Origin of the sequence: Streptomyces cinerochromogenes (assembly GCF_014648635.1) — a bacterium.
GTDB lineage: Bacteria > Actinomycetota > Actinomycetes > Streptomycetales > Streptomycetaceae > Streptomyces > Streptomyces cinerochromogenes.
In genome coordinates this window covers 544,613-566,035 of record NZ_BMRM01000003.1, presented here as the reverse complement: position 1 = coordinate 566,035, position 21,423 = coordinate 544,613, and the positions used below count along the sequence as shown (strand labels likewise).

The 21,423-nt window shown below is 69.1% G+C and carries 16 protein-coding genes and 4 pseudogenes; 10 read left to right on the top strand and 10 right to left on the bottom strand.

Annotation, left to right across the window (positions count from 1 at the left end):
* Positions 1–83: 83 nt before the first annotated feature.
* Entirely contained in the window at positions 84–1,436 is a 1,353-nt protein-coding gene (locus tag IEZ20_RS08930) for a WD40 repeat domain-containing protein (RefSeq protein ID WP_189296140.1), read from the top strand.
* Between the two features lie 254 nt (positions 1,437–1,690).
* Here IEZ20_RS08930 and IEZ20_RS39580 read toward each other — a convergent pair whose 3' ends face one another.
* Both IEZ20_RS39580 and IEZ20_RS40685 read right to left on the bottom strand, forming a co-directional pair.
* Complete coding sequence (locus IEZ20_RS39580; protein ID WP_229895970.1) at positions 1,691–2,722, bottom strand: DUF3376 domain-containing protein; 1,032 nt, start codon at positions 2,720–2,722, stop codon at positions 1,691–1,693.
* A 560-nt stretch (positions 2,723–3,282) separates the two neighbouring features.
* Positions 3,283–3,972: pseudogene (locus tag IEZ20_RS40685) on the bottom strand (patatin-like phospholipase family protein); the annotation flags it as partial.
* Positions 3,973–5,074: 1,102 nt separating this feature from the next.
* Between IEZ20_RS40685 and IEZ20_RS08915 the strand changes: the two are divergent.
* Positions 5,075–6,175: a hypothetical protein gene (locus IEZ20_RS08915; protein WP_189296136.1), complete on the top strand. Its 1,101-nt coding sequence runs from the start codon at positions 5,075–5,077 to the stop codon at positions 6,173–6,175.
* A gap of 109 nt (positions 6,176–6,284) precedes the next feature.
* Positions 6,285–6,417 (top strand): annotated as a pseudogene (locus IEZ20_RS08910) (TerB family tellurite resistance protein); the annotation flags it as partial.
* Between the two features lie 54 nt (positions 6,418–6,471).
* Here the strand turns inward: IEZ20_RS08910 and IEZ20_RS08905 are convergent.
* Positions 6,472–6,942 carry a hypothetical protein gene (locus IEZ20_RS08905; protein WP_189296134.1) on the bottom strand — a complete coding sequence of 157 codons (471 nt, stop codon included), beginning with the start codon at positions 6,940–6,942 and terminating at the stop codon, positions 6,472–6,474.
* Between the two features lie 390 nt (positions 6,943–7,332).
* On the opposite strand from IEZ20_RS08905, the gene IEZ20_RS08900 reads away from it, so the two are divergent.
* Both IEZ20_RS08900 and IEZ20_RS08895 read left to right on the top strand, forming a co-directional pair.
* Positions 7,333–8,634: a phosphatase PAP2 family protein gene (locus IEZ20_RS08900; RefSeq protein ID WP_229895969.1), complete on the top strand. Its 1,302-nt coding sequence runs from the start codon at positions 7,333–7,335 to the stop codon at positions 8,632–8,634.
* Positions 8,635–8,670: 36 nt separating this feature from the next.
* Positions 8,671–9,054: a hypothetical protein gene (locus IEZ20_RS08895; RefSeq protein ID WP_229895968.1), complete on the top strand. Its 384-nt coding sequence runs from the start codon at positions 8,671–8,673 to the stop codon at positions 9,052–9,054.
* A gap of 22 nt (positions 9,055–9,076) precedes the next feature.
* Here the strand turns inward: IEZ20_RS08895 and IEZ20_RS40680 are convergent.
* A pseudogene (locus tag IEZ20_RS40680) lies at positions 9,077–9,389 on the bottom strand (IS5-like element ISDge16 family transposase); the annotation flags it as partial.
* A pseudogene (locus IEZ20_RS08890) lies at positions 9,341–9,760 on the bottom strand (nSTAND1 domain-containing NTPase); the annotation flags it as partial. The pseudogenes IEZ20_RS08890 and IEZ20_RS40680, both read right to left, overlap by 49 nt.
* Positions 9,761–9,801: 41 nt before the next feature.
* On the opposite strand from IEZ20_RS08890, the gene IEZ20_RS08885 reads away from it, so the two are divergent.
* On the top strand, positions 9,802–10,209 hold the full coding sequence (locus IEZ20_RS08885; RefSeq protein ID WP_189296128.1) for a hypothetical protein: 408 nt from the start codon (positions 9,802–9,804) through the stop codon (positions 10,207–10,209).
* 481 nt (positions 10,210–10,690) lie between these two features.
* Here IEZ20_RS08885 and IEZ20_RS08880 read toward each other — a convergent pair whose 3' ends face one another.
* A complete protein-coding gene (locus IEZ20_RS08880) occupies positions 10,691–11,812 on the bottom strand; it encodes a PP2C family protein-serine/threonine phosphatase (RefSeq protein WP_189296126.1) in 1,122 nt (373 codons plus the stop codon).
* 477 nt (positions 11,813–12,289) lie between these two features.
* Between IEZ20_RS08880 and IEZ20_RS08875 the strand changes: the two genes are divergently transcribed.
* Complete coding sequence (locus tag IEZ20_RS08875) at positions 12,290–13,018, top strand: SDR family oxidoreductase (RefSeq protein ID WP_189296124.1); 729 nt, start codon at positions 12,290–12,292, stop codon at positions 13,016–13,018.
* A 163-nt stretch (positions 13,019–13,181) separates the two neighbouring features.
* Here IEZ20_RS08875 and IEZ20_RS08870 read toward each other — a convergent pair whose 3' ends face one another.
* Both IEZ20_RS08870 and IEZ20_RS08865 read right to left on the bottom strand, forming a co-directional pair.
* Entirely contained in the window at positions 13,182–13,787 is a 606-nt protein-coding gene (locus tag IEZ20_RS08870; protein ID WP_189296122.1) for a DJ-1/PfpI family protein, read from the bottom strand.
* Positions 13,788–14,416: 629 nt separating this feature from the next.
* On the bottom strand, positions 14,417–14,791 hold the full coding sequence (locus IEZ20_RS08865) for a hypothetical protein (RefSeq protein WP_189296120.1): 375 nt from the start codon (positions 14,789–14,791) through the stop codon (positions 14,417–14,419).
* Between the two features lie 293 nt (positions 14,792–15,084).
* On the opposite strand from IEZ20_RS08865, the gene IEZ20_RS08860 reads away from it, so the two are divergent.
* Entirely contained in the window at positions 15,085–16,464 is a 1,380-nt protein-coding gene (locus IEZ20_RS08860; RefSeq protein WP_229895967.1) for an APC family permease, read from the top strand.
* Positions 16,465–16,521: 57 nt separating this feature from the next.
* Here IEZ20_RS08860 and IEZ20_RS08855 read toward each other — a convergent pair whose 3' ends face one another.
* On the bottom strand, positions 16,522–17,571 hold the full coding sequence (locus IEZ20_RS08855) for an acyl-CoA dehydrogenase family protein (protein WP_189296118.1): 1,050 nt from the start codon (positions 17,569–17,571) through the stop codon (positions 16,522–16,524).
* Between the two features lie 38 nt (positions 17,572–17,609).
* Entirely contained in the window at positions 17,610–18,278 is a 669-nt protein-coding gene (locus IEZ20_RS08850; RefSeq protein ID WP_189296116.1) for a hypothetical protein, read from the bottom strand.
* Positions 18,279–18,390: 112 nt separating this feature from the next.
* On the opposite strand from IEZ20_RS08850, the gene IEZ20_RS08845 reads away from it, so the two are divergent.
* Positions 18,391–19,929, top strand: a complete 1,539-nt coding sequence (locus IEZ20_RS08845; RefSeq protein ID WP_308434650.1) for a flavin monoamine oxidase family protein — start codon at positions 18,391–18,393, stop codon at positions 19,927–19,929.
* A 55-nt stretch (positions 19,930–19,984) separates the two neighbouring features.
* A complete protein-coding gene (gene mtnK / locus IEZ20_RS08840) occupies positions 19,985–21,232 on the top strand; it encodes an S-methyl-5-thioribose kinase (RefSeq protein ID WP_189296113.1) in 1,248 nt (415 codons plus the stop codon).
* Positions 21,233–21,423: the final 191 nt, after the last annotated feature.

Below are 21,423 nucleotides of genomic sequence, written 5' to 3'. Positions count from 1 at the left end.
CCCGAGCAAGGCGCAGCAGGCGCTCCAGCGGGGTCTGGCGGCCCTCGCGCAGTGGGTTGGAGCGGGAGGGTGCCGACCGGCCGGTGCCGCGCAGCCACAGCGAGACGCACGGGCCGGAACTCAGCGGCGCGGCCCGGGCATTCCTGGCGGCCGCCCGCCACCACCAGCGGCGCGGGCAACGGCTCCGGCGCGCCGCGGTCGCCACCATCACCGTCCTGGCCGTGCTCGCCTCGCTGGCCGCGGTATTCGCCTTCCGGCAGGAGTCCCAGGCCCGGGACGCCGCTGCCGCGGCCCTGCGCTCCCGAGACCAGGCCGTCAACGCCGCCGTCACCTCCGCGGCCGTGCAACTGGCACCGACCGATCCCTCGCTGTCCGCTCAACTCGCGCTGACCGCCTACCGCATGGACCCGACCCGGGATGCGGCGTCCCGGCTCATCTCGGCAGCGAACACACCGCTGGACACCCGGCTTCCCGGTCCGCGGGGCGCGGTGTACACCGTGGCATACAGCCCCGACGGGCACATGCTGGCGGCCGGGAACGTCGGCCAGAACCTCGTCCGGCTGTGGGACGTCTCCGATCCCAGCCGTCCGCTGGCGCTCGGCAAACCCGTGCCCGTGGACCGTTCCGTCAACTCGATCCTGTCGCTCGCGTTCAGCCCGGACGGCCGGGTGCTGGCCGTCGGCGGCCACACCAGCCACAACGGCGAAGCCGGTTCCGGCGGATTCGCCGATCTGTGGAGCCTGACCAGCCCCAGCCATCCCGTCCTGCTCGGCCGACTGAAGAGTCCCGCCGTTCAGGGCTGGGACGCCCTGGCCTCCGTCGAATCCCTGGCGTTCAGTCCCGACGGCCGTACTCTGGCCGTCGGCCGGCACGCCGGACTCGTCAGCCTGTGGGACGTCACCCGCCCCGACGACGTCGCCCCCTCCGGAGCGCCCCTGAACCTCGACTGCCCCGACGTCTTCTCCGGTCGCGTCGCGTTCAGCCCCACCGGCCACACCCTGGCCGCCGCATGCGAGGACGACGCCGGCACCCTCAGCCTGTGGAACACCACCGACCCGGCCCACCCCCGCCGCATCCCTTCCCTGAAGACCGGGCATCGCGTCATCTCCCTGGCGTTCAGTCCCGACAGCGGCACTCTGGCCGTCGGAACCAAGGTGGGCACGGTCGGCCTGTGGGAGGTCGTGGACCCCGGCCACCCCGCCGCCCTGGGCAAGCCGCTGACGGGGCCCGCCCAGCCCGTCATGTCGGTGGCGTTCAGCCCGGACGGTCACACCCTGGCCGCCACCACCGACGACGGCGTGGCCACGCTCTGGGACCTGGACGTCGAGTCCGCCATCAGCCGTATCTGCGCCGACAGCTCCGGCGCCTTGAGCCGGCAGCAATGGAGCCGGTACGTTCCACAACTGCCGTACGACCCACCCTGCGTGACCACATAGGCCGTTTCCTTCAGATCATCGGATCGTTGGTCGATGTGTGTCGTTGACTGACGCCCCGTGGGCCCGCATCGAGCCGTTGTCGCCGGACCGGACACCGAAGCGGGGCGGGCGGGCGGGCGGGCGGGAGGTGACAGGATCACCGGCAGATGATCGACGCGCGGCTCGGTCAGCAGGGGGTCCGCGCGCAGGTGCGGTGTCATGGTCGAGCAGCGCCACGAGTTGCGGGGCCGCCCGCAGGGTGGAACCTCACAGGATCACAGGATCTCGATCAGCCAGTGGACCCCGAACCCCAAACCAATGGTCGCGAGCGACAGGATGACGTACACGGCCAGTACGACAAAGGTCGCGAGCGATTCCGTCCGCGGACGGGCCCGCCTCGACCGCCGATGGCTCCGCCACTTCAGATACCACTGATATCCCCAGGCCAAGGGCCGGGCAAGCCATCGCCAACGTCCCAGCGGCAGCAGCAGATTCCGCCGTGACTTCGCAGTCAGGTCGTGTGCCAGTACCTCGTCGTCCGTCATGTTCGCGAGTTGCTTCAGACGCGTTCTCATGCGCTCGATGGGATCGTCGCCCTCCCCGGGCAGATCCTCCGCCTGGAGGATCGCCGTGTGGAGGCTGCGTTCCGACTCCCCGCCGTCCCGTTGCCCTGACAGGAGAGACAGCAGGTGGTGGGCGGCGTCGAGGCGCCCCCATGCGAAGTCGTGACGACGCCAGTCCTCGCTCAGGAACGCGGCGAAGTGGTAACAGCGCAGGCCGTACAGCTTCCTGGGGCCCAGGTCCACAGACCAGTCCTCATGGAACAGCGGCCCCATGTGATCCGGGCCGAGCCGCAGGAACCGGAACTCGGGGGTGAGCTTTTCCATGGCACGCGCGGACGGCACGAAGCTCTGTGTGAGGACCTCCACCAGCAGCATGGCGGCAACGACGTCTTCCGCTTTCTCCCAGTGCCGCAGATTGTCGCTTTCGTGGGCCACGGACAGGAAGCAGCGCGCGGCGGCACCCACCAGGCGGCCGACCTCCGAAGGCACCGAGAGGTCGGTGAAGACGTCATTGAGCTTGATCGCCTCGTCGCAGAGACCGGGAGGACACTCGTCCCACTGCGTCTTCTTGCGGACGACCTCGTTGATGGCCAGAACCTTGAGGAGACTGTCGTTGACGAAGGGGATCGCATCGGAAATCCGTCGCACCCTCGTGCTGTCCCGGGCCTCCCGGGCGTCCCGGAGCAGTTGGTGAAGCACGACAAGGAGGTTCTGCAGCAGACGCTCCGCCGGGGTGATCCCCAACGCCACTCTTCCAGGCGGGGCGCGGTGAGGCTCCGCACCGTGGCGGGCGGAAGCCACATCAGGTCCTCTCGCGCGAGGACCTGCCTGAGGATCTCTTCCGCAGGCTCGTCCGCGGTCTTGAGTGCCGTCACCCGCGCATTGGTGACAGCGAGCCGCTTCCGCACGGCCAGGAGCCGGCTCCTTCGGTACTCGTCGTACAGGGCCTGTGCCGCCAGCTGCATGCGCTGCTGCTCATCGTGTCCGTACTCCAGGAGCCGGCAGAGCAGTTCGTCCCGGGATCTGGGTCCGCTGATCTCCAGGCGGAATTGCACGTCCTCGATTCCGGAGCGGAAGTCGACCTCCTGGGGGTAGTTCAGCGCGCTCCAAGCAGCCGTCCCCGTGCCGACGTCGTCGCACCGACGGTCCTTGACCGCCTCGTCGGCCAGCACTCCCCCGGAAGGAGCAACGAACATGACGACGCGCTCGGCCGGGCCGCCACGGCGTTTGGTGATTTCGTCGAGAACGGGGGTGAAGGGAGCGTTGTTCAGAACTCCGCCGTCCATCACACAGCTCGCGGGGACGTCGAGTTCCTTGTCCGGGTGGACCCGGTAGGTGAGAAGCGGATGCTCGCTGACCGGCTGGAAGGCCACCGGATAGCTGGCCGTGGCGCGCGCCGCTGTGACCAGGGCCTCGTTATGGGCTTCGGCGAACTCCCTGATGGCCCGGTTCTCGAGCTTCCACCTGGTCCCCTTGTCCACATAGCGGAAAGTCCCGGGTTCGTTGCGGAACCGGTACATGCGGCGGTGGTCCCGCACGCTGAAGGCGCTGCCGGCGGCGTCCTGGTAGTCCCGGTGACGGCCGTCCAGGGCGGTGGCGGTGACGAAGAGGGTGACGCGCTCCTGACTTTCCGGTCCTCGCAGCATGCCGTCGAGGACCTTCTTCACCTGGCCCTTGAACCAGTCCCCGTCGAGCAGCGTCTTGCGGGGCGGGCGACGCTTGCGGCACAGCTTGTCCAGCGAGGCCACATTGCTCCACAAGTCGCGAAGATCCAGCGACTGCGATCCCCGGGCGATGCTGGTGGCCAGGAGCAGACCGTTGAGACCGCCGGCGGACGTGCCGGAGACGATGTCGATCTTCACCTCGACCCCGGCCTTCTCCGCCACCTCCTGCCACAGCTTGAAAACCTTGCGGTCCTTCTCCGGGACGGTGTCGAAGTGATCTCCGCGGGATGCCCGCCGTAGCAGGTCGAGTTCGTGGGTGACGCCGCCCATCCACACGGCGAGACTGACACCGCCGTTCATCACCAGTGCGATCCGGTACTCGATCTTCGGTACACCCTGCGACTCGCCCCGGGCGCAGGGCAAGGCCGAGGCACCTGTGCTGGTCGTGCCGGAGCCGACGTGCCGAAACGCCCGGTCGCGGGCACGGCGGACGCTCGCGGAGAGCCCCGTACGCTTCTGGTCGGGCATGCGATGTCCTCCCACGACGCCGAACCGTCCGGCCAGGCAAACCCCCCTTCGGGCAGGATGCCGCCCCCAGCCTTGCTTCGTCCCGGGACAGACGCCACCGGGGGGTGCCGTCCGGACGACAGGTCGCACCCTTCCGGGGGCCGCACCGTGCCGACCAGGGCTGTCTGGTCGGGGCCCCGTGCAGGGCTGTCCCTGGCCGGCCAGGTGCCCAAGGGCGGCGGGCCATCGGCTGTGGTAGAGCGGGGTCTGTTCGCGCAGCCGGGCCGGGGTGGCGGCGCCGCGTTTGCCTCCGGGGAGGCGAGCGAGCCGGCATCGACGCCCTGCACCTTCTCGCTGGGGGCCGCACCCGGCCGGTGGCCTGTCCTTCCGCCCGCAGCCGTCGGCGTGGGAGCCGCGCTCGGTCATCATGCAGTCCGCCGCGTCCCCCTTCGTCTTGTGGCGGCCACCGCATTGCGTGTGGCGACGCAGACCGTGGCGTCGGCGCACACAGCCGAGGCGGGCCAGGCGTCGAGCCGGGTACGTCTCACGCTGCCGCGGGGAGTCGGGAGCTGGGGCGTACCTTCCTGATCGACGTGGAATGGCCGGAAATCGCGGGATCACGGTCCGGCGCTGTGCCGGCCACGGGAGCGTCGGGGATACTCCTGCTCCCGTAGGACATGTCACGCCGTATGTCGAACGGGGAATCTTTATGCAACGGCTCAGGTACGTCCTCGCGGGAGTCGTCGCAGCGAGTCTGCTCAGCTCTTGCACCGGCGGCTCGGGGCACGACGACCGAACGGGAGAGACCCACAAGCCTCCGGTCGGCGCGGGAAAGACCGGATCCGTGCCCCACGGTCAGTCCGCGCCCCATGACCGCCTGTCCGTGCCCAGCGTGTACGACACCTCCCACGGTTGGGAATCGGACATGATGGGGACCCATCTCTTCCTCCCGCACTCCAAGGCCGTCGCCGTCTTCCAGCCGGCCGCGAACAACGGCGACTTCACCGTCATGGACGCGGCCACCGGGGCGACGAGGTGGACGAGGAAGGTCAAAGGCGTCGGCATGATGTCGGCCCTCGTGACGACCGAGCAGGGCCAGGACTATCTCGTGGCCACGTCGTCCGGCACGACGGGCGAGGACGCGGTCAAAAAGGGCCGGGACGTCACCACCCTCGACATCTTCAGCGCCAAGGACGCGGACTCCGGAGCTGTCACGCTGGTGCACCATCTCGAACTGCCGGGTGAAGGCACCGTCACCGACGGGGGCGGCGGCCTGCTGGTGCGGTTCGGCGACGAGACCATCGCGACGGTGGATCCGGCCACCGGGGCGACGAAGTCCTTCGACCTGACGAAGATGAAGCCCCCGGCCGGCGAGTGTCATCTGTGCTTCGCGTCGACCAAGGCCCTCGCGGTGACCTCGCGTGGACCGCTGCTCGCCACGGACGAGCAGCCCAAGGCCCACTACTGGGTTCCCGGCGTCTGGTCGGGCGGCGCCCTGACCACCGATTCCGAGAACAAGCTCTTCATGACCCCGGTCCGCACCGCCCTGTTCGCCCTGTGGCACGACGACGGGGCCGCGCGGGACACCCTCGCCGTCCTGGACCCCGCGACCGGCAAGGTGCGGGCGAAGGTGGACTGCACGGCGGACGCGTTCCAACGGAACGAGGACGCCGCCAAGAGCGCGTCGCTGTCCGCGAACGGGCGCTACCTCGTCCAGGACGACGCCGCCTTCGACCTGGAGAAGGGCACCGGCCGCTGCTTCGGGGACACCGCGCAGACCAAGGCCGTCGATTTCGACGGCGTGACCGACGACGGTACCGCCTTCGGCAGCACCCGCCCGGTGGACGGCTCGGAGGAACGTTCCCCGGTGGTCGTGGACATCGCCACCGGAAAGGTCAGGGCCGACCGGTACGAGGTGACGCCGTTCAGTGACTTCGCCGGATACGGCCTCTTCCTCTACAACGCCGACGACGCGGACAAGGACCTGGACCACTACAAGGTGGTCGCCTACCGGCACGCCCGGTGAGCTGAACGAGCCGAGCGAGGTGCAGCCGATCTCCGTGCAGGCCTCGGTGACGGTCCGGTCGCCGCACCTCGGCAACGCCTTCGCCTGCTCGGTGTGGCGGTCGTCTGCTGCCGAGACACGCGCCGTCACCCAGGCGCATCGCCATCGGCGGCGCGGACGGCGACTTCGACAGGGACGAGCAGGCCGTGGTCCGCGAGGCGTGCTACGCGCTGGATCTCCCCCCGCACGAGTTCGGCCTCTGAGCGGAGTCCGGGTCCGCGGGCGCAGGTCACCGCTCGCCCGCGGACCCGGTCGCGTCAGAGCGGTGTCACCGCGCGCGGGATCAGGACCATCGTGACCGCGGAGTCGGCCGACGACATCGCGGACACGGCCGTACCGAAGACCGGCGTCCAGGCCGACGGCGGTGAACAGCGAGGGCCAGGTGCGGGCAACGGGGGCCGGCCCAGCAGTGCCCCCCCCCGGCGTGGCACCGGTCCCCCTGCGGCGAATCCGGCCAGCGTCGGCGACGGGGCGCCACGGGAGACCAGCGCCGCCTTGCCGATCGAGCGGGCTCGGGCGGGCCACGGCCGCCGGTCACCCACGATGCGGACGGCCTTCTCGTCCGCCCACCGCTCGACGGTGTACGCCACGGCCGTCGGCAACGGCCGCAGGAACGGGGTGGCGTCGGCGGCCGCCTGCGCGACCAGCTTCTCCCCGTCGGGCGGTGTGCCCTCTCGATGTTCCCTGTCGGAGACCGCGGACGTAGCGCCTTTGCACCGATCCCGCACCCTGCCGGCCCGCCGCGGAAAGAGGGTGACCGGCGCGTCCGGTAGCGATGACCACCGGACGACGGCCCCGGGACACCGCGGCACGCAGCGCAGCGGCGACGACGGTCGACAGCACGGCTCCGACCGTCGACAGCACGGCTCCGTATCCGATCGCCTCCAGCCGATCACGGCGCCTCCCACCCGACGGCTGCCGTGCACCTTCAGCCCGATAGCATGTTCGATCCGACAACGATCATTTATCCGCCCTCTATCAGAAACCATGCCGCGTAGCGCGAGAAGCGTGCCAGTCAACCCCATAACAAATCGGCCGGACAATTGACATCTAGAACATCCAGGAAGTTCTCGCGAACAAACGGGAGAACGACGCCCGCCCCGTGGCGTCAACCACGCGTGTCGCTGTGGGCCACGGCTGGAGTGGTGGCACTCGGCTGCCTCATCGCACTGGAGGTCGTCGCGCGTCGCTCCGCCGGCATACCGGGGCCGTTGACCGAACAGGCCAAAGAGACGATATTCGCCCCCAAGCCGGGGCCGCTGTACGGCGGTCTGGCCTTGATGATGGTGGTGCTCACCTGGCGGCAACGGTTCATCGCGGCAGGTGTCGCGATCGGCATCGACGTCGTCTTCGCACTGGTGCGATGGGCGATCGACGCCGAGGTGGCCGACGGCCATTGCTTCGGCAACGGCGCGTTGTGGGTGATGCTGGGCTATGCGGTCATCGCCCTCACGCGCCGCAGCGGTCGGGAACGCGTCCTGCTCTTGAAGGGCGTCGGACTGGGCCTGCTGCTGGTGATGGGCCGCCAGACCGGCGACACCTGGCTGCTCATCACATCGAAGACCCGCCCGACCGTACTGGACCAGTACCTGGCAACCGCCGATCATGCACTGGGCAACCCCTCATGGCTGATGGGCAGGATCATCCAGGCCACCGACCCGATCGGCACCTGGCTCCTCGGCGTGGTCTACGCGCAGCTCGCGGTGGCCGCGATCGTCGTCATGCTGTACCAGTTGCGCAAGGTGAGGACCGAAGGCCGCTTCCCGCGCCACCATCTGGTGCGCACCTTCCTGCTGATAGGGCTCCTCGGGCCGGGAATTTACATGCTCTTCCCGGTGGTGGGACCCGTCTTCGCCTACGGCCCGGGCGCCTCCGGCACAGGGGGTGTGCAGTGGGCGGTGGCCAACCTGTGGCCGCACACCCCGCCACCCCTCAGTGCTCCCCACCCGATGCCCTACGACGAGATCACCCCCCGCAACTGCATGCCCAGCCTGCACACGGCGTGGGCCACCGCGATCTTCATCCACACCCGCACGGGCCCTCGGATCCTGCGGTACGCGGGCACGTTCTGGCTGGTCGCCACACTCGGCGCCACGCTGGGCTTCGGCTACCACTACGGCACGGATCTGGTCGCCGGCGTGGTGTTCGCGCTCACCATCGAGGCAGCTCTGCGCTCGTTCGACCGCGGCTGGGACCGGTCGGGGATCCGGTTCGTCACTTACGGGGCGATCGTCTTCGTCACGCTCTTGGTGTCGTATCGCTACCTGCCGGTGGAGATGGCCGAACATCCGTGGGTGTGCGGCCCCCTTCTCATGTTGGCGATGGCCTCCGTGGTCTACGGCTACGTAAGCGTCACCGGACTTCGGCAACCGACGGCCGCACCGGCACGACGGCAGGAAGCGCAGCCAGAGCCGGTTTGAGATGTCTACGGTGGTGGCCGACACATCGACGAGGGGATGGGCACAGTGATCACGGGCTGCGTCATTGGAGAGAGCCTTCGGTCGGGCGCGGTGCTGGAGCTGACTGGCCTGCGCGTGTGCCGGGTGACCCGAATGGATCTGGCTGATTCGGCACGCGGAAGCCAGCCGCCGGTGTGGACGGTTCTGGAATTCGAAAGTGACGCGGAGGACGACGCTCCGCTGGCTCAGGCGCTGGCGGACGGCCTTTCCCCTGACGGGGGCTGGTACGCCGACTACCGGGTGGGCGACAAGGAGCGAGTGGTGGTTTTCGCTGGCCGTGTCTTTCGCTACGCAGGAGCCGACGACCCTCGTCGCACGGAGGCCATTGCCTATGGAGCGAGTGTGGGCGTGCCGGAGCACCAGCTCGACTGGAAGGATTGAAGAGTGCTCGACGTTCGGCGGGTCACGGCCGCAGCCCCAGGCGGATCGACGCGACGGTCACGGTGCCGGTGAAGACGTAGGCGCGCTTGTCGTAGCGCGTTGCCACCGCCCGAGAGTCTTGAGCCGGTTGATGGTGCGCTCGACCTCGTTACGGCGCCGGCACCGCCCGCTCCTTGGGCCCGCTGCTCCCTCCGCTCGGGCATGGTGTGCTTGATCCGGCGTCTGCCGGGAGCATGCGGGCGAGCCGCGCGTCGCGCATGCAGCGCCCGTAGAAGTCGGCGCGCAGACCGAGGACGATCCGCGGCCAGGTCGCCGCTCCGGCGCCGGAGACGGCCCGGACGAACAGCTCCCGCTCCTCCGGGTCCGAGCAGTCGGTGATGAGCTCCTCCAGCTGGTCGATCACCAGGACCTGGGGCCCGCCGGTCCCGAACCGCTCGGAGCCCAGGTCCCGTTCGACGTCCTCGAAGGGTCGGTCCACCGCCCGCGCCCAGCGCTCGACCAGGGTGCGGAAGGGCCGCGCGCCCGGCCCGTCGAGCAGCAGCACCCGTCCCGCGCCCCGCTCCTCGAGTCCGGCGCCTTGGGTGAAGCCGCCGAGACGTGCGCCCGCGATGTTCAGAGCCTGATCATCCACCGGACTCCTGCACGTCACGTGCCGACGGCTAGCATCCGTCGATCTTGGACATCCGGTGACCGACCAACGCGCCATCGGTCCACGCCACACGAACGGGAGGGCCTATGAGTTCCGGGATGCGAACGATCCGCATCGGCGCGGCGAGTGTGGGAGTGGCTCTGTCACTGGGTGCGCTGGCGACACCCGCAACGGCACAGCCGCAGCGGTCCGGAGCCTCCGTCCAGGCGCAGACCACAGCGGCCCCCGCGCCGACGGGACTCGACTACACCTACGACGCCGCCACCCAGACCGTGACCGTCACCTGGGACCCGAAGGACCCGGCGGACACCCTCACCCGCAACTACCGCCCGGGCTCCTGCGGGCCGACACCCCAGGATCCCTGCTTCATCTCCTCCCAGATCATCCTGGGCAACTCGTTCTCCTTCAAGAAGGCACCCAAAACCGCTCCCGTGTACGTCAAGATCTACGCCGAGAACGCCGCCCATCAGCTCACCGGATCCCAGGTCCTGACCGTCACCGTCTGACCGTCGCTCACACTCCTGCCCGGCGAGCCACCGTCGCCTCCCCCTCGGTCGCCCACGGCGGCCGAGGGGGACAAGGGCGGAACCGGCGGCCACCGACACAGCGGCCGTGCGCCGAGAGTGACGGCCGGTGTGGCCGGCTGCCCGGAGTCGGTGTCCGCGAGGTCGGGCGGGGAGGGGCGACGGAGGCGTCGCGGCAGCTTGCCCGCAGGGAACGTCCTCGACACCCGGGCCGCCCTGATCCTTGCGCCAGGCAAGCGGAGCCTACGCACGGCGATGGCCGAGGCCGCCGCCACGGTGGAGGCCGCGCCCCGACCGCGTCGGCTCGCCACGCCCTGCACGCGGCACGCACCCTGATCAGCCTCGGGGGCAGCGTCACCACCGGACCCCGCGATCAACTGACGTCTCGAGCGACCCCCCTCCCCCACGCCAACACCGCATAAGCGGCCGGAACGTCGTCCGAGCGTTCAGAGTGCCGGGGCGTTCAGACCGCCAGGCGGCGGATTGCCACTACGGCCGCGTCGTCGTCGAGGTGCCCGTGGGCGTGGGCCAGCAGGTCGTCCTGGAGATGGCGCAGGAGGTCGTCGGGGTCGTCCTTGGCCCATTCGGGCGCCCGTTCGGTGAAGGGGTAGAAGACTCCGTCGGCGTTGCGTGCCTCGACGACGCCGTCGGTGTAGAGGAGCAGGAGGTCGCCGACCTCGAAGGAGAAGGTCTGGACGTCGTAGGCGGTGGTGCCGAGGAGTCCGCCAAGTCCGAGGGGGAGGTGACTCGCCTCGGCCGTGAGGGGGGTGAGTCGGCTGCCGCGCAGGCGGAGCGGCGGTGGGTGGCCGCAGGAGATGAGGTGGACGACCGGATCGTGATCCGGGATGTCGAGCAGGATGGCGGTGGCGAAGTCCTCGTTGGTGTCCTGTTCTGCCTGGGGTCGCCACTGGCTGGTGTCCCAGCGAAGCGCGGCGTCCAGGTGGACGGCGAGTCGGGGGAGGGTGGCCTGGCGGTGGGCGGCAGCGCGGAAGGCGCCGAGCAGCAGGGCCGAGTTGTTGATCGCGGCCAGGCCGCTGCCGCGGACGTCACCGATGAGGAGCCGGGTGCTGTGGTGGGCGGTCCGAGCGGCGGCGTAGAGGTCTCCGCCGAGGTCGGCTTCTTCCTCGGCGGGGATGTACAGGCCGGCGATCCTCAGCGGGCCGGTGCGGGCGGGCAGGGGCTGCAGCAGCACACTCTGCGCCGCCTCGGCCACCGATCGCACCCGGCGCAGCTGCCGCTCACGCCGGTCGCGCACCACGCAGACGGTGACACAGACGCTGGAGACGACGATCAGGGCAGCGATCTGGGCCTGGAGGTTGGCGGTGTCCAGAGCCCCCCTGAGCACGCCGATCAGCATCTGGGCCGCCACCGCGAGAGCTCCCATCAGCGCTGTCACGCGGGCGCCGGCGAACGCCACGGTGATGGCGGGTGCCGCCACCAGCAGCGGACCGAGGTGGATATGCTGCGGAGCCAGTACGTCGACCACACAGACCGTGCCGATCAGCCCCAGGGGGACCGCGACCAGCGCGGGTGCGTAACCCGGCCGCCAGGAACGCCGGAACTCCGAGGGTGATCGATCGGCCATGCCTCAAGCCTTCCACGGACCTCCGCATACGGGGATACACCGTTCCGGGGACCGTGGCGGTGCGAGACGGAATCCGTAGAGGCCCAGGACGAGCGGGTCACCGACAGCAACCTGCGCTGCTCGCTCCACGAGGTGACCTTGGCGGCGGTCCGGACGAGGCGGCCGGCAGTGTCCGGGTGGCTCACCAGCACGTGGGCTGCGCCGGGCAGCTCGATGACCTTGCCGGCGCCCGTGCGTCTGGCAGACGAGGTGTGCCGGGCGGGCGGCGCGGCCATGCGGTGTCACCACCAGCCCCATGGGTGCCGGGCAGAGGCGGTGCTGACGTCAGGCAAGACAGTGGCGGCGGACTTCACCACCGGCTGACCGGTCTCCCGAGAGGTAGCCGAAGCTCCCCGGTGGGGTGAGACGCATGTTGCAGCACCGACACAATGCCCCCTATGTGATATTTACTCACGTAATCTCAAGGAAAGGCCCCTTATGAAGATCGCTGTCATCGGCGGTACCGGGCTGATCGGATCGCAAGTCGTCACTGATCTGATCGCCGCCGGGCACGAGGCGGTACCCCACTCGAAGTCCACCGGGGTGGACGTCATCAGCGGCCAGGGACTGGACCAGGCGGTGGCGGGAGCCGACGTGGTCGTCAACCTGACGAACTCCCCGACCTTCGACGAAGCCTCCCCGGCCTTCTTCCAGACCTCGATGGACAACCTCCTGGCGGCGGCCCACAAGGGCGGCGTCGGTCACTTCGTCATCCTCTCGATCGTCGGCGTGGACCGGGTGCCGGAGCTGGACTACTACAAGGCCAAGGCGCTCCAAGAGCAGATTCTCGCGGCCGGGCCGATCCCCTACTCGATCGTCCGGGCGACACAGTTCATGGAGTTCATGGACGCCGTCATGTCCTGGACCGCCGACGGCGAGACCGTCCGGTTGCCCGCCACGCCGATCCAGCCGATCGCCGCCAAGGACGTGGCCGACGCGGTGGCACAGGTCGCCGCAGGCGCCCCGCTGAACGGCATTCGCAACATCGCCGGCCCCGAGATCTTCCCCCTGGACGAGCTGGGCCGCATCACCCTGTCCCACAAGGGCGACAACCGCACGGTGGCCACCGACCCCACCGCCGGCATGTTCGCCGCAGTCAAGGGCGACGTCCTCACCGACGAGCACGCCCACCTCGCCCCCACCCGCTACACCGACTGGCTCTCCTGACCCGCTCGCACCCTCTGGTTCGAGCGCAGGCGCACAGCGTTGGACGCACCGGTACCGGTGGGCGGACCGGGCTTTGCGTTTTCGGTCCATGAGTGGTCACCCGGCGCAGACCTGACGGCCGGGGATCAGCCTCGTCGCGGCGCCCCGAGGGCGGCCAGCCTGCTCAGAGGGCGACCTCGGCGGAGTGGACAGCGCGCAGGGCTCGCTCGATTGTTTCCTGGTTCTCGCCGACTGGAGCCACGTAGTCGAGGACGCCCCGCGCGGCCTCCTCCCCGAGCACCCTGGTGATCACCCACGTGGCAAGGTACTGGGACGCCAGACAACCGCCCGCCGTGGCGATATTCCCCTCGGCGTGGAACGGCTGGTCAAGCACGGGGATGCCGCAAGCCTCGACAAAGGGCCGCGTCTTCCTGTCCGTGCAAGCGGGCATGCCGTCCAGCAAGCCCAGGCGGGCGAGCACCAGCGCTCCGGAGCACTGGGCGCCGATCAGCTGGCGCGAAGGGTCGAGTCGCAGTCTGGAGATCAGCTGGTCGTCGGCGACCACTTCTCGCGTCTTCACGCCGCTACCGATCAGAACGACGTCGGCCTCGGTGACGAACTCCATCGGGCGCTGCCCTGTCACCTCTACGCCGTTCATCGACGTGACCACCGGCGTCGGCGTCGTGATGAGAGCCTCCAGGCCACCCGCGCGGCATCGATTGATCAGCGCCGAAGCCATGAAGCTGTCGAGTTCGTTGAACCCGTCGAAGGTGACCACTGCTACCTGCATCGCTACTCCCTCGAGTACGGCGTCCGCGCCCCTGCAGTCTCCCTGAAGTCTCTCTGAAACGCCCGTACCAGACGAGGGCCGATGTGCTGCATGTGGTCTGCCGGCCATCGCGGGGAGCACGTACCGAAGCAGGTGAGGAGGCATGTCTGCCGAAGGGCGATGCGGTCACGACGGCACTTCGGTCCCGGCCTGCTCACTCACCATGTACCGGACGTACCAGTCCGGCCAGCTCCGGTCCTCCGCACCGATGTCTGCCTCATGCTCCCCGTGCGCGGCCGCTGCGCGGCGCAGCGCGCTCGCCAAGTCCTCGGCCGGAGGCGAACGTCGTGGCAGCGGAGTCGAGACGTCCCGGGAGCCATGGCCACCGGCACCATCCTCAAGATGCTTCACCGCATCTGCGAGAGGATCTCCGAGATGACCAGCGCCTTGCAGGCATGACGTTCACACCGCACGACTTCCGCACGCTCTTCGCCACCGACTTCGTCAACGGCGGTTTCCCCACCCACCCCACACCGGCGCTGCTCGCCTTACGCAGGCGGTCGCCGGTCGCCCTCGGTATCCCAACCTGCCGTCCCCGATCCCCATGACCAATCAAGGCCTCATGAGCGTCAACGGCGCTCACTGCCAGATCACCCTTGGGAAATGACCTCCGCTCGCAAACGCTCATACTCGACTCCAGCAGACGGCTCGCCGTCGAAGTAGTCCTCCCAGAAGCCTGGCCGCTGCCATTCCTTCGGCGCCAGCGTCACCTGGCCGTCCTCCAGCCCTGCAACCCAACACTCCGGCATCCGGCCACTGACCACGGTGAACATGGCGGCATCCCACAGCCCAGGAGAGTCTCGCTCGACCAAGACGTCGGACCGCTCAGGAATCCGCAGCAGCACCCGGCGCGCGGTGGTGATGACCTCCAGGACCGGATACTCCACGCCCACCCTGATTCCTGGGTGATCGTTCACCACCTCTCCGCTCGTCGGACTGATGATTTGAACACATCGGACGATCATGCCGGCACCCTACGCGGGGCTTCGGCTTGACTTGGTGCCGAGAAGGTACAAGTCCGCCGCCGGGACACCACCGAGGCCGTCATCGGCGCGGTCACCGGAACCCCGGCGCGTCCCCGGAGTCTGCTGCTGGGCCGGCACGACCAGGCCGTACCCGGTACCGCGGGCGACCGCCCGCCGGGGCTGCATCCGGTCGGTTGCCAGCTCGGCGCGGGCAGTGGACGGCGAGTCCACGGGAGCCTTTTAATGCACTGGTCCGGAGAGTGGCCCACATACATACGGCCCAGGGAAGCGGTGTGACCGAGGACGAGATCGCGATTGCCGAAAAGGGACCGGATGAACAGGCGCAGAGTGGCCTGGAGGCTTCGGCTCTACGGCCGTTGAACGTGCTCGCGATCGCTCTTTCGGCCATCTCCCCGACGACCTCGGTCTTCCTCGTCTACGGCACCGGGCTCGCCTCGGCCGGCACCGGTGTCGTCTACGCCTTTCTCATCGCCGCGGTGATCGTACTGGCCATGGCGGTGTGCTACGCCGAGACCGGTTCGCTCTTCCCTTCCGCAGGCGGTACGTACACCATCGTGCACCGGGCGCTGGGACCGGTGTGGGGCGGTTTGGCGGCCGTGCTGTTCCTGCTGCTGGGACTGACCACCACGGCTTCGGTGTTCACCGCCGCCGCGACCTATCTGTCCGGGCTGGTGCCCGGTGGGCTGCCGGTCGGCTGGACCGCGCTGACGATGCTGGCGGCGAGCACCGCGCTTTCGATGGGACGGATCGCGCCGGCGAGCTGGGTCGCCGGCGCCATGCTGGTCCTCGAACTCGTGGTGATTCTCGCCTTCACTGGTTGCGCTTTGGCCCACGTCGCTCCGGACAGCCACCCGCTCACCCATCCGGTGGTCCCGGGTGCGTCGGGGCTGATCGCTGCGGTCGTGCCGGCGCTGTTCGCCTTCAACGGCTACGACTGGCCGCTGTACTTCGCGGAGGAGTCCCGCGGGTCGCGGCATACGCTCCCGCGTGCGGTGGTGTGGGCGGCGGGGGTGTCGGTGACGGTGGAGCTGTCCGCGGTGGTGGCGGCCACGTTCGCCGTACGGGACGTCGACCGGACCGTGGCCGACGCCTCGCCACTGTCCCTGGTCGCCCATCAGGTGATGGGGTCGACGGGAGCGACCATTCTGCTGGTGGGAGTGGTGGTGGCGATGTTCGACACCGGGCTGTCGGCCAACCTGGGCTACGCGCGTGTCTACTACGCGGCGGCGCGGGACGGCATGCTGCCCGGGCCGCTGGGGCGGTTCTTCGCGCACACCTCGCGACGCTCCCGGGTCCCGGTGTACGGCTTCGTGTTCCTCTTCGTGGGCAACGGTTTGCTGTGTATCTTCAGCTCTCTGAACGATCTGATCACCTTCACCGGCGTTGTGCTCGTGACCGTGTGTCTTCTGGTCGCGGTGTCGGCGCTGGTGTGCCGGGCGCGTGCGCGCCGTGCTGATCCGGGGGCCCGGCCGCCGTTCCGCATGCCGTTGTGGCCGGTTCCGCCGCTGGTCGTGGTCGGGGGGTTGGTCGTGGCACTGACCCAGCAGTCCACCCGTGATCTGCTCGTTGTGGGTGTTGTGTGCCTGATCGCCGTCACTGGGTACGTCATTGCGCGGCGACCGGGGCGCGCGGCATGCGGCAGGCGTCAGTAGGGTGAACGCCCTAACGGTTGTTGCTCCCCTGTGCCCAGCAGGCTGCAGACTGTTGCATCACGGCCCTGCATGACGTTCAAGCGGTCTCGGGGGGCCGGCCAGCGCCGCTGTGAAGTGTGCGTAGGCGTCCTTGGCCTGCGGGGTCTGGCCGTGGACCAGGTGGAACGATGCCTCTGCCATCAGGCGTGCTGCGGTGGTGTCCGAGGACATGGAGCGGGCCCCTGTCGCGGTGATGCAGGCGGCGGCGGTGCGCAGGGCCAGATCGACGGCGGCCGCGCGGGTGGTGAGTCGTTCGTCGATCGCTTCGTCGGGTGGCTGTGTGTCGGCCAGCGTGTATGCGTGCCGACGTAGTTGGTCGGCCACGAGCTTCGCGCCGTCGGCCCAGGCTTTGAACGTCTCGTACTGGCCGAGGAACTGGGTGGTTGCCTGAAGGAATCCGAAGACGGCCGGGTGGGTGTTGGCGTTGTGGTTCAGGTACGCGCGAGTCCAGTCGGTGTGTCGGGGCATGCTCACGACCTGGTCGGGTCCGACGGGTACGTCGCCGAGGTCGATGGCGACGGCTTGGGTGGCGTGCATGCTCCACAAGGTGTGCCGGTGCACGGCCTGGGGCGCGTCGAGGTCCTCGGCCGGAATCAGGGAGAACAGGATGCGGTCCTCGGGCGCGATCGCGCCGATCAGGACGACGTCGGCCAGTCCCCAACTGGTGAGCCAGGCGATGCGGCCGTTCAGCGCCCAGCCGCCTCCGGTGCCGGGTGTGGCGGTGATGGCGGGCGGTCCCGGGCGGGCGAGGTGGGAAATGGCGTGGCCGCTGAGGGTGCGGCCGGTGAGCAGGGGGGTGAGCCACTTGTCCCGCAGGGTGTGGTTGTCGCTGGCGGCGACCGCCCGGACCGGCTGGTGGTGTTGGGCGTAGACGAACCAGGTGGCGCCGTCCGCTGCCGCGATGATCTCGGTCGCCCGTCGGAGCAGGGCCGGGGCGCGGGTGGCCAGGGACAGGGCGCCGGCTGCGGCGAGTGCGTCCAGGTGGCTACGGGGAACGCCCTCGCGCGCCGTCCGATCCGCACGGGGGCGCAGCAGTTCGTCGGCGACACGGGTGGTCCTGGCGAGCACCTCAGTGTCGTGCAGGCTTGGGAGGGCCGGGCCGGGCATCAGGCGTCCGCGGCGGAGGCCAGGGTGGCGAACTTCTCCCCGAGAGGCCTGATGATGTTGCGTTCCACCTCGTAATAGCTGGTCAGCTCGGCCATGGGGGCGCGGCGCAGGTGCCAGCGGCCGTTCAGGTTGCAGCCGATCTCCCGGCCGGCGAAGGCGCCGGTGGCCCAGCCGTCCTTCTCGTCGTCCAGGGTTCGCTCGACGCGGAAGTAGTTGAACAGGCTGGTGGCCGTGGCGCGTACCGTCTCGTGCGGGTCGTCGGGACGCGGGTCGGCCACGCCGAACCAGCACTCGGGTCCGTCGGCGTCCTTGACGTAGGCGTCGTTGAAGCCCAGCCATGGCCAGATGAAGGCGATGAGACCCGCCTTGTCGGTGGGACAGTCGTCCACGGGACAGTCCGGGGGGACGAGTTGGGGGTCGATGTAGAAGCGGCCGAGCCAGGTGGGCAACCAGAGGTAGAAGGGGTAGGAACTGTTGTCGGAAAGCAGGTAGCTGTTGGCGTTCGAGTGCAGTTCGTTTCCGGCCACGGGGGTGAGACGGACGCCGTATTCGGGGATTGCGAAGCGGACGCTGATCACTTCGTAGAAGGCACGGATGTCTCGGAAGTACTCGGACAACGTGTCGTAGGCGGAGGGTGCTTGGGCGAGTACGTCGGTCCTGAAGATCACGTGGTCTCCCGTTTTCACGACGGCCGCTTGGTTGTTCACCCGATGTTCCATGTCCTGTGCAGGTCGGTAAAGAGCGGCAAGTCGTATTGGCTCGAACTGGGTGGGGTGACGCGTGGGCGGTGTAGTCGTGATCGGCGCGGGTGTGGGAGGCTGTTATACCGCCTTTCGGCTGGTGACTGGCTCACAGAACGTGACCTTGTACGAAAGCGGATACCGGGCCGGGGGTAGAATTTGGTCGGTTCCGGTGCGCGGCGGAGGGTGGGCGGAACTGGGCGCGATGCGGCTGAACAGGGAGTCTGCGCCAGTGATGAAGCTACTGGGACATCTGGGTTTGACTGAAGCGCTGACGCCATTTCATTTCGGCAGGTCAGAGAACTTCGTAAGAGCGCGAGGAAGTCTTCTCCGCCAGCGAGATTATGCCAACGCCAGCGCTATTCCCTATGCGGTGAGGAAGCGAAGTCACGTTACGGACGCGGACGGGTTGAGCTTCGAGGCCGTGGAGGCGGCGGTACCGGGCTTCGGACGGCTTCGGGAGATCTACCACCGTGCCGTGCGCGACCAGCGGCCCGCCGGGGCCGTGTCGGCGCAGGCCCGCTACCGGGCAGCATGCAGGAAGGCCATGGTCCAGGGTGAGCCTCTGGAGAAGGCCTCCTGGCCACAGGTCCTCGCAGCGGCACTGGACCGCGAGGCGTTGCGGCTCGTCGCGGACACCGGTGGATACGACGTACATACCGGTGGGGCGGCCGCATGGATCGATGTCCTCTTCCACACCCCACCGCTGGCCGAGTACGTCACGCTCTCCTGCGGCATGCAGTCGTTGCCCAGGGCGTTGCACAGCGCTTTCGAGGGAGCCGGCGGCCGAACGCGCTGGGGGCACCGGCTGTGCCGGATCGCTCTCACCGAGAGGGCCGAAGGGCCGTACGAGCTGACGTTCGCCCTTGAGGACCGCATGGGCCGGGACACCGGGCATCGGAAGCGCATCCAGGCGGACACCGTGGTCCTGGCGCTCCCGCAGGGCCCGCTGCGCCGCATCGAAGCCGGTCCCGAAGTCTTCAGCCGCTTCTGGCGCGAGGACCTGGAAGCAGTCGAGCCGGTGCGTGCCGTGAAGCTGTTCCTGGCCTACGACGAGCCGTGGTGGCGCGCGTGCGGCGTGGAGACCGGGCGCAGCACCACCGATCTTCCCCTGCGACAGCTGTGGTACGCGCCCGGTGGTGCTTCCCGGCTGCTGCTGGCCGCCTATCCCAGCGGTCCGTCCACAGCGTTCTGGGATCGGTTCGACACGGGACCGTCGTATCAGGTGCCCGGCGGCATGGGCGCGTTCCGTGCCGGCCCGGCAGCCCCGGCCGGCGCCGTGGACTACGCCCACGAGCTGTTGTGCCGCATGCACCGCGTGCGGGCGCACCCGCCGGTGGCAGCCTGCTGGCAGGACTGGGGACGTCCGCCGTATTCAGCGGCATGGCACATGTGGCGGGCCGGCCAGGCCAGGGAGGAGGTCGCGGCCCGCATGCGCGCCCCCGCGCCCGGTGGGTCCCTGCACGTCGTCAGCGACTGCTGGACCGTGGACCCCGGTTCGATACCCGGCACTCTCGGCTGCGCGGAGCAGGTCCTTCAGGAGTACTTCGCTCTGCCCCGGCCGCCCTGGACTTCCTGAACTCCCCCACCTACCGCCTTCCGTGGCACTCACGGTCCCCAGCCCAGGAGGAAGCATGACCGCGTCCGTTCCTGTCGTGGAACCCGACATCACGAAGCTGCTCGACCATCTCTCCCGACAGCCCGCTCTCGCAGACCGGCTGGGCGGGACCCGGGATCTGTGGTCCGCCCGGGAGATCGGCGACGGCAACGTCAACCACGTCTTCGTCGTCCGTGGCCCGGCTGGAGCCGTGTGCGTGAAACACGCTCCGCCGTACGTGCGTGCCGCCGGACCGAGCTGGTTTCTGACACCCCGACGGATCCTGTTCGAACACCGCGCTCTGGTCGAGCATCGGCGTCACGCCGGCCCTCACGTTCCCGAACCCCTGCACGTGGACCCGGAGGAACATCTGCTCACGGTGGAGTACCTCGCAGGGCACAGCGTCCTGCGCGGCGGCCTGGCGGCCGGCGCCAGCTACCCCCACTTCGCCGAACAGGCCGCCCACTATCTTGCACACACCCTCTTCTTCACCTCCGACCTCGCCTTGCCCGCCGGACGCAAACGGGAACTGACGTCTCTGTTCGAGACCAACACGGCCATGTGCCAGATCATGGAGGACATGGTCTTCACCGAGATCTTCCTGCCCCATCGGCGCAACCGGTGGACCAGCCCCGAACTGGACGAGGACGTACGACGTCTCCAGCGGGACACGGACCTCAAACTCGCCGTGTGCCGGCTGAAGCAGCGCTATCTCACCTCCCGCGACGCACTCCTGCACGGAGACCTGCACACCGGTTCGATCATGATCTCCGACCATTCTCTCAGCGTGATCGACCAGGAGTTCGCCTGCTACGGCCCCATGGGCTTCGACGTGGGAACCCTCTTGGCCCACCTGCTCATCGCCTACTTCGCCGCCGGCGCGCGCGGGCCGGACCAGGCCGCCCAGCAGGACTGGCTGCTGTCCGCCGTCGAAGAGGTCTGGGACGGCTTCCGGACCCGCTTCACCGAACTGTGGCGTGACCAGGCGGACGGCGACGGTTACCCGGCCGCCCTGTTCACGGGAGCCGCCACGGCCGCGCTGGAGGCCGAACGACAGCGCTACATGGGCGCATTGTTCACCGACTCCCTCGGATTCTGCGGCGCCGAAATAATCCGCCGGATCGTAGGATTCGCCCGTCCCGCCGACTTCACCACCATCACCGACTCCGCCAAACGCGCCGCAGCCGAGCGGCGAGCGCTCACACTGGCCCGAGCCCTGACGACCACGCCGACCGACTACCACTCCGTCACCGACCTCACCGCGGCCGCTCGAGACAGCTACTGACAAGCTCCGCAGCGCCGGTCGGGCCGCAAACCCTCCTCGGGTTCGGCAGGCGCGGGCCCAGCTCGATGTGGGAGAGGGCGACCAGCCAGCGGTCGAGCCGCTTCTTGTCGAGCGCTTCGCGGACCGTGGCGCCGCAGTTGTATGCGCAGAGGGTCGGTGCTTGTGGAACTGAGGTGGCTCCTGGGGCAGGC

Bases quoted from the DNA above. Each gene is read 5' to 3' on its own strand.
- IEZ20_RS08870 (WP_189296122.1), bottom strand. From the start codon at position 13,787: ATGCAGGTAGCAGTGGTCACCTTCGACGGGTTCAACGAACTCGACAGC.
- IEZ20_RS08885 (WP_189296128.1), top strand. From the start codon at position 9,802: ATGCGAACGATCCGCATCGGCGCGGCGAGTGTGGGAGTGGCTCTGTCA.
- IEZ20_RS08880 (WP_189296126.1), bottom strand. From the start codon at position 11,812: ATGGCCGATCGATCACCCTCGGAGTTCCGGCGTTCCTGGCGGCCGGGT.
- IEZ20_RS08895 (WP_229895968.1), top strand. From the start codon at position 8,671: ATGGGCACAGTGATCACGGGCTGCGTCATTGGAGAGAGCCTTCGGTCG.
- mtnK (WP_189296113.1), top strand. From the start codon at position 19,985: ATGACCGCGTCCGTTCCTGTCGTGGAACCCGACATCACGAAGCTGCTC.
- IEZ20_RS08875 (WP_189296124.1), top strand. From the start codon at position 12,290: ATGAAGATCGCTGTCATCGGCGGTACCGGGCTGATCGGATCGCAAGTC.
- IEZ20_RS08865 (WP_189296120.1), bottom strand. From the start codon at position 14,791: ATGATCGTCCGATGTGTTCAAATCATCAGTCCGACGAGCGGAGAGGTG.
- IEZ20_RS08915 (WP_189296136.1), top strand. From the start codon at position 5,075: ATGATGGGGACCCATCTCTTCCTCCCGCACTCCAAGGCCGTCGCCGTC.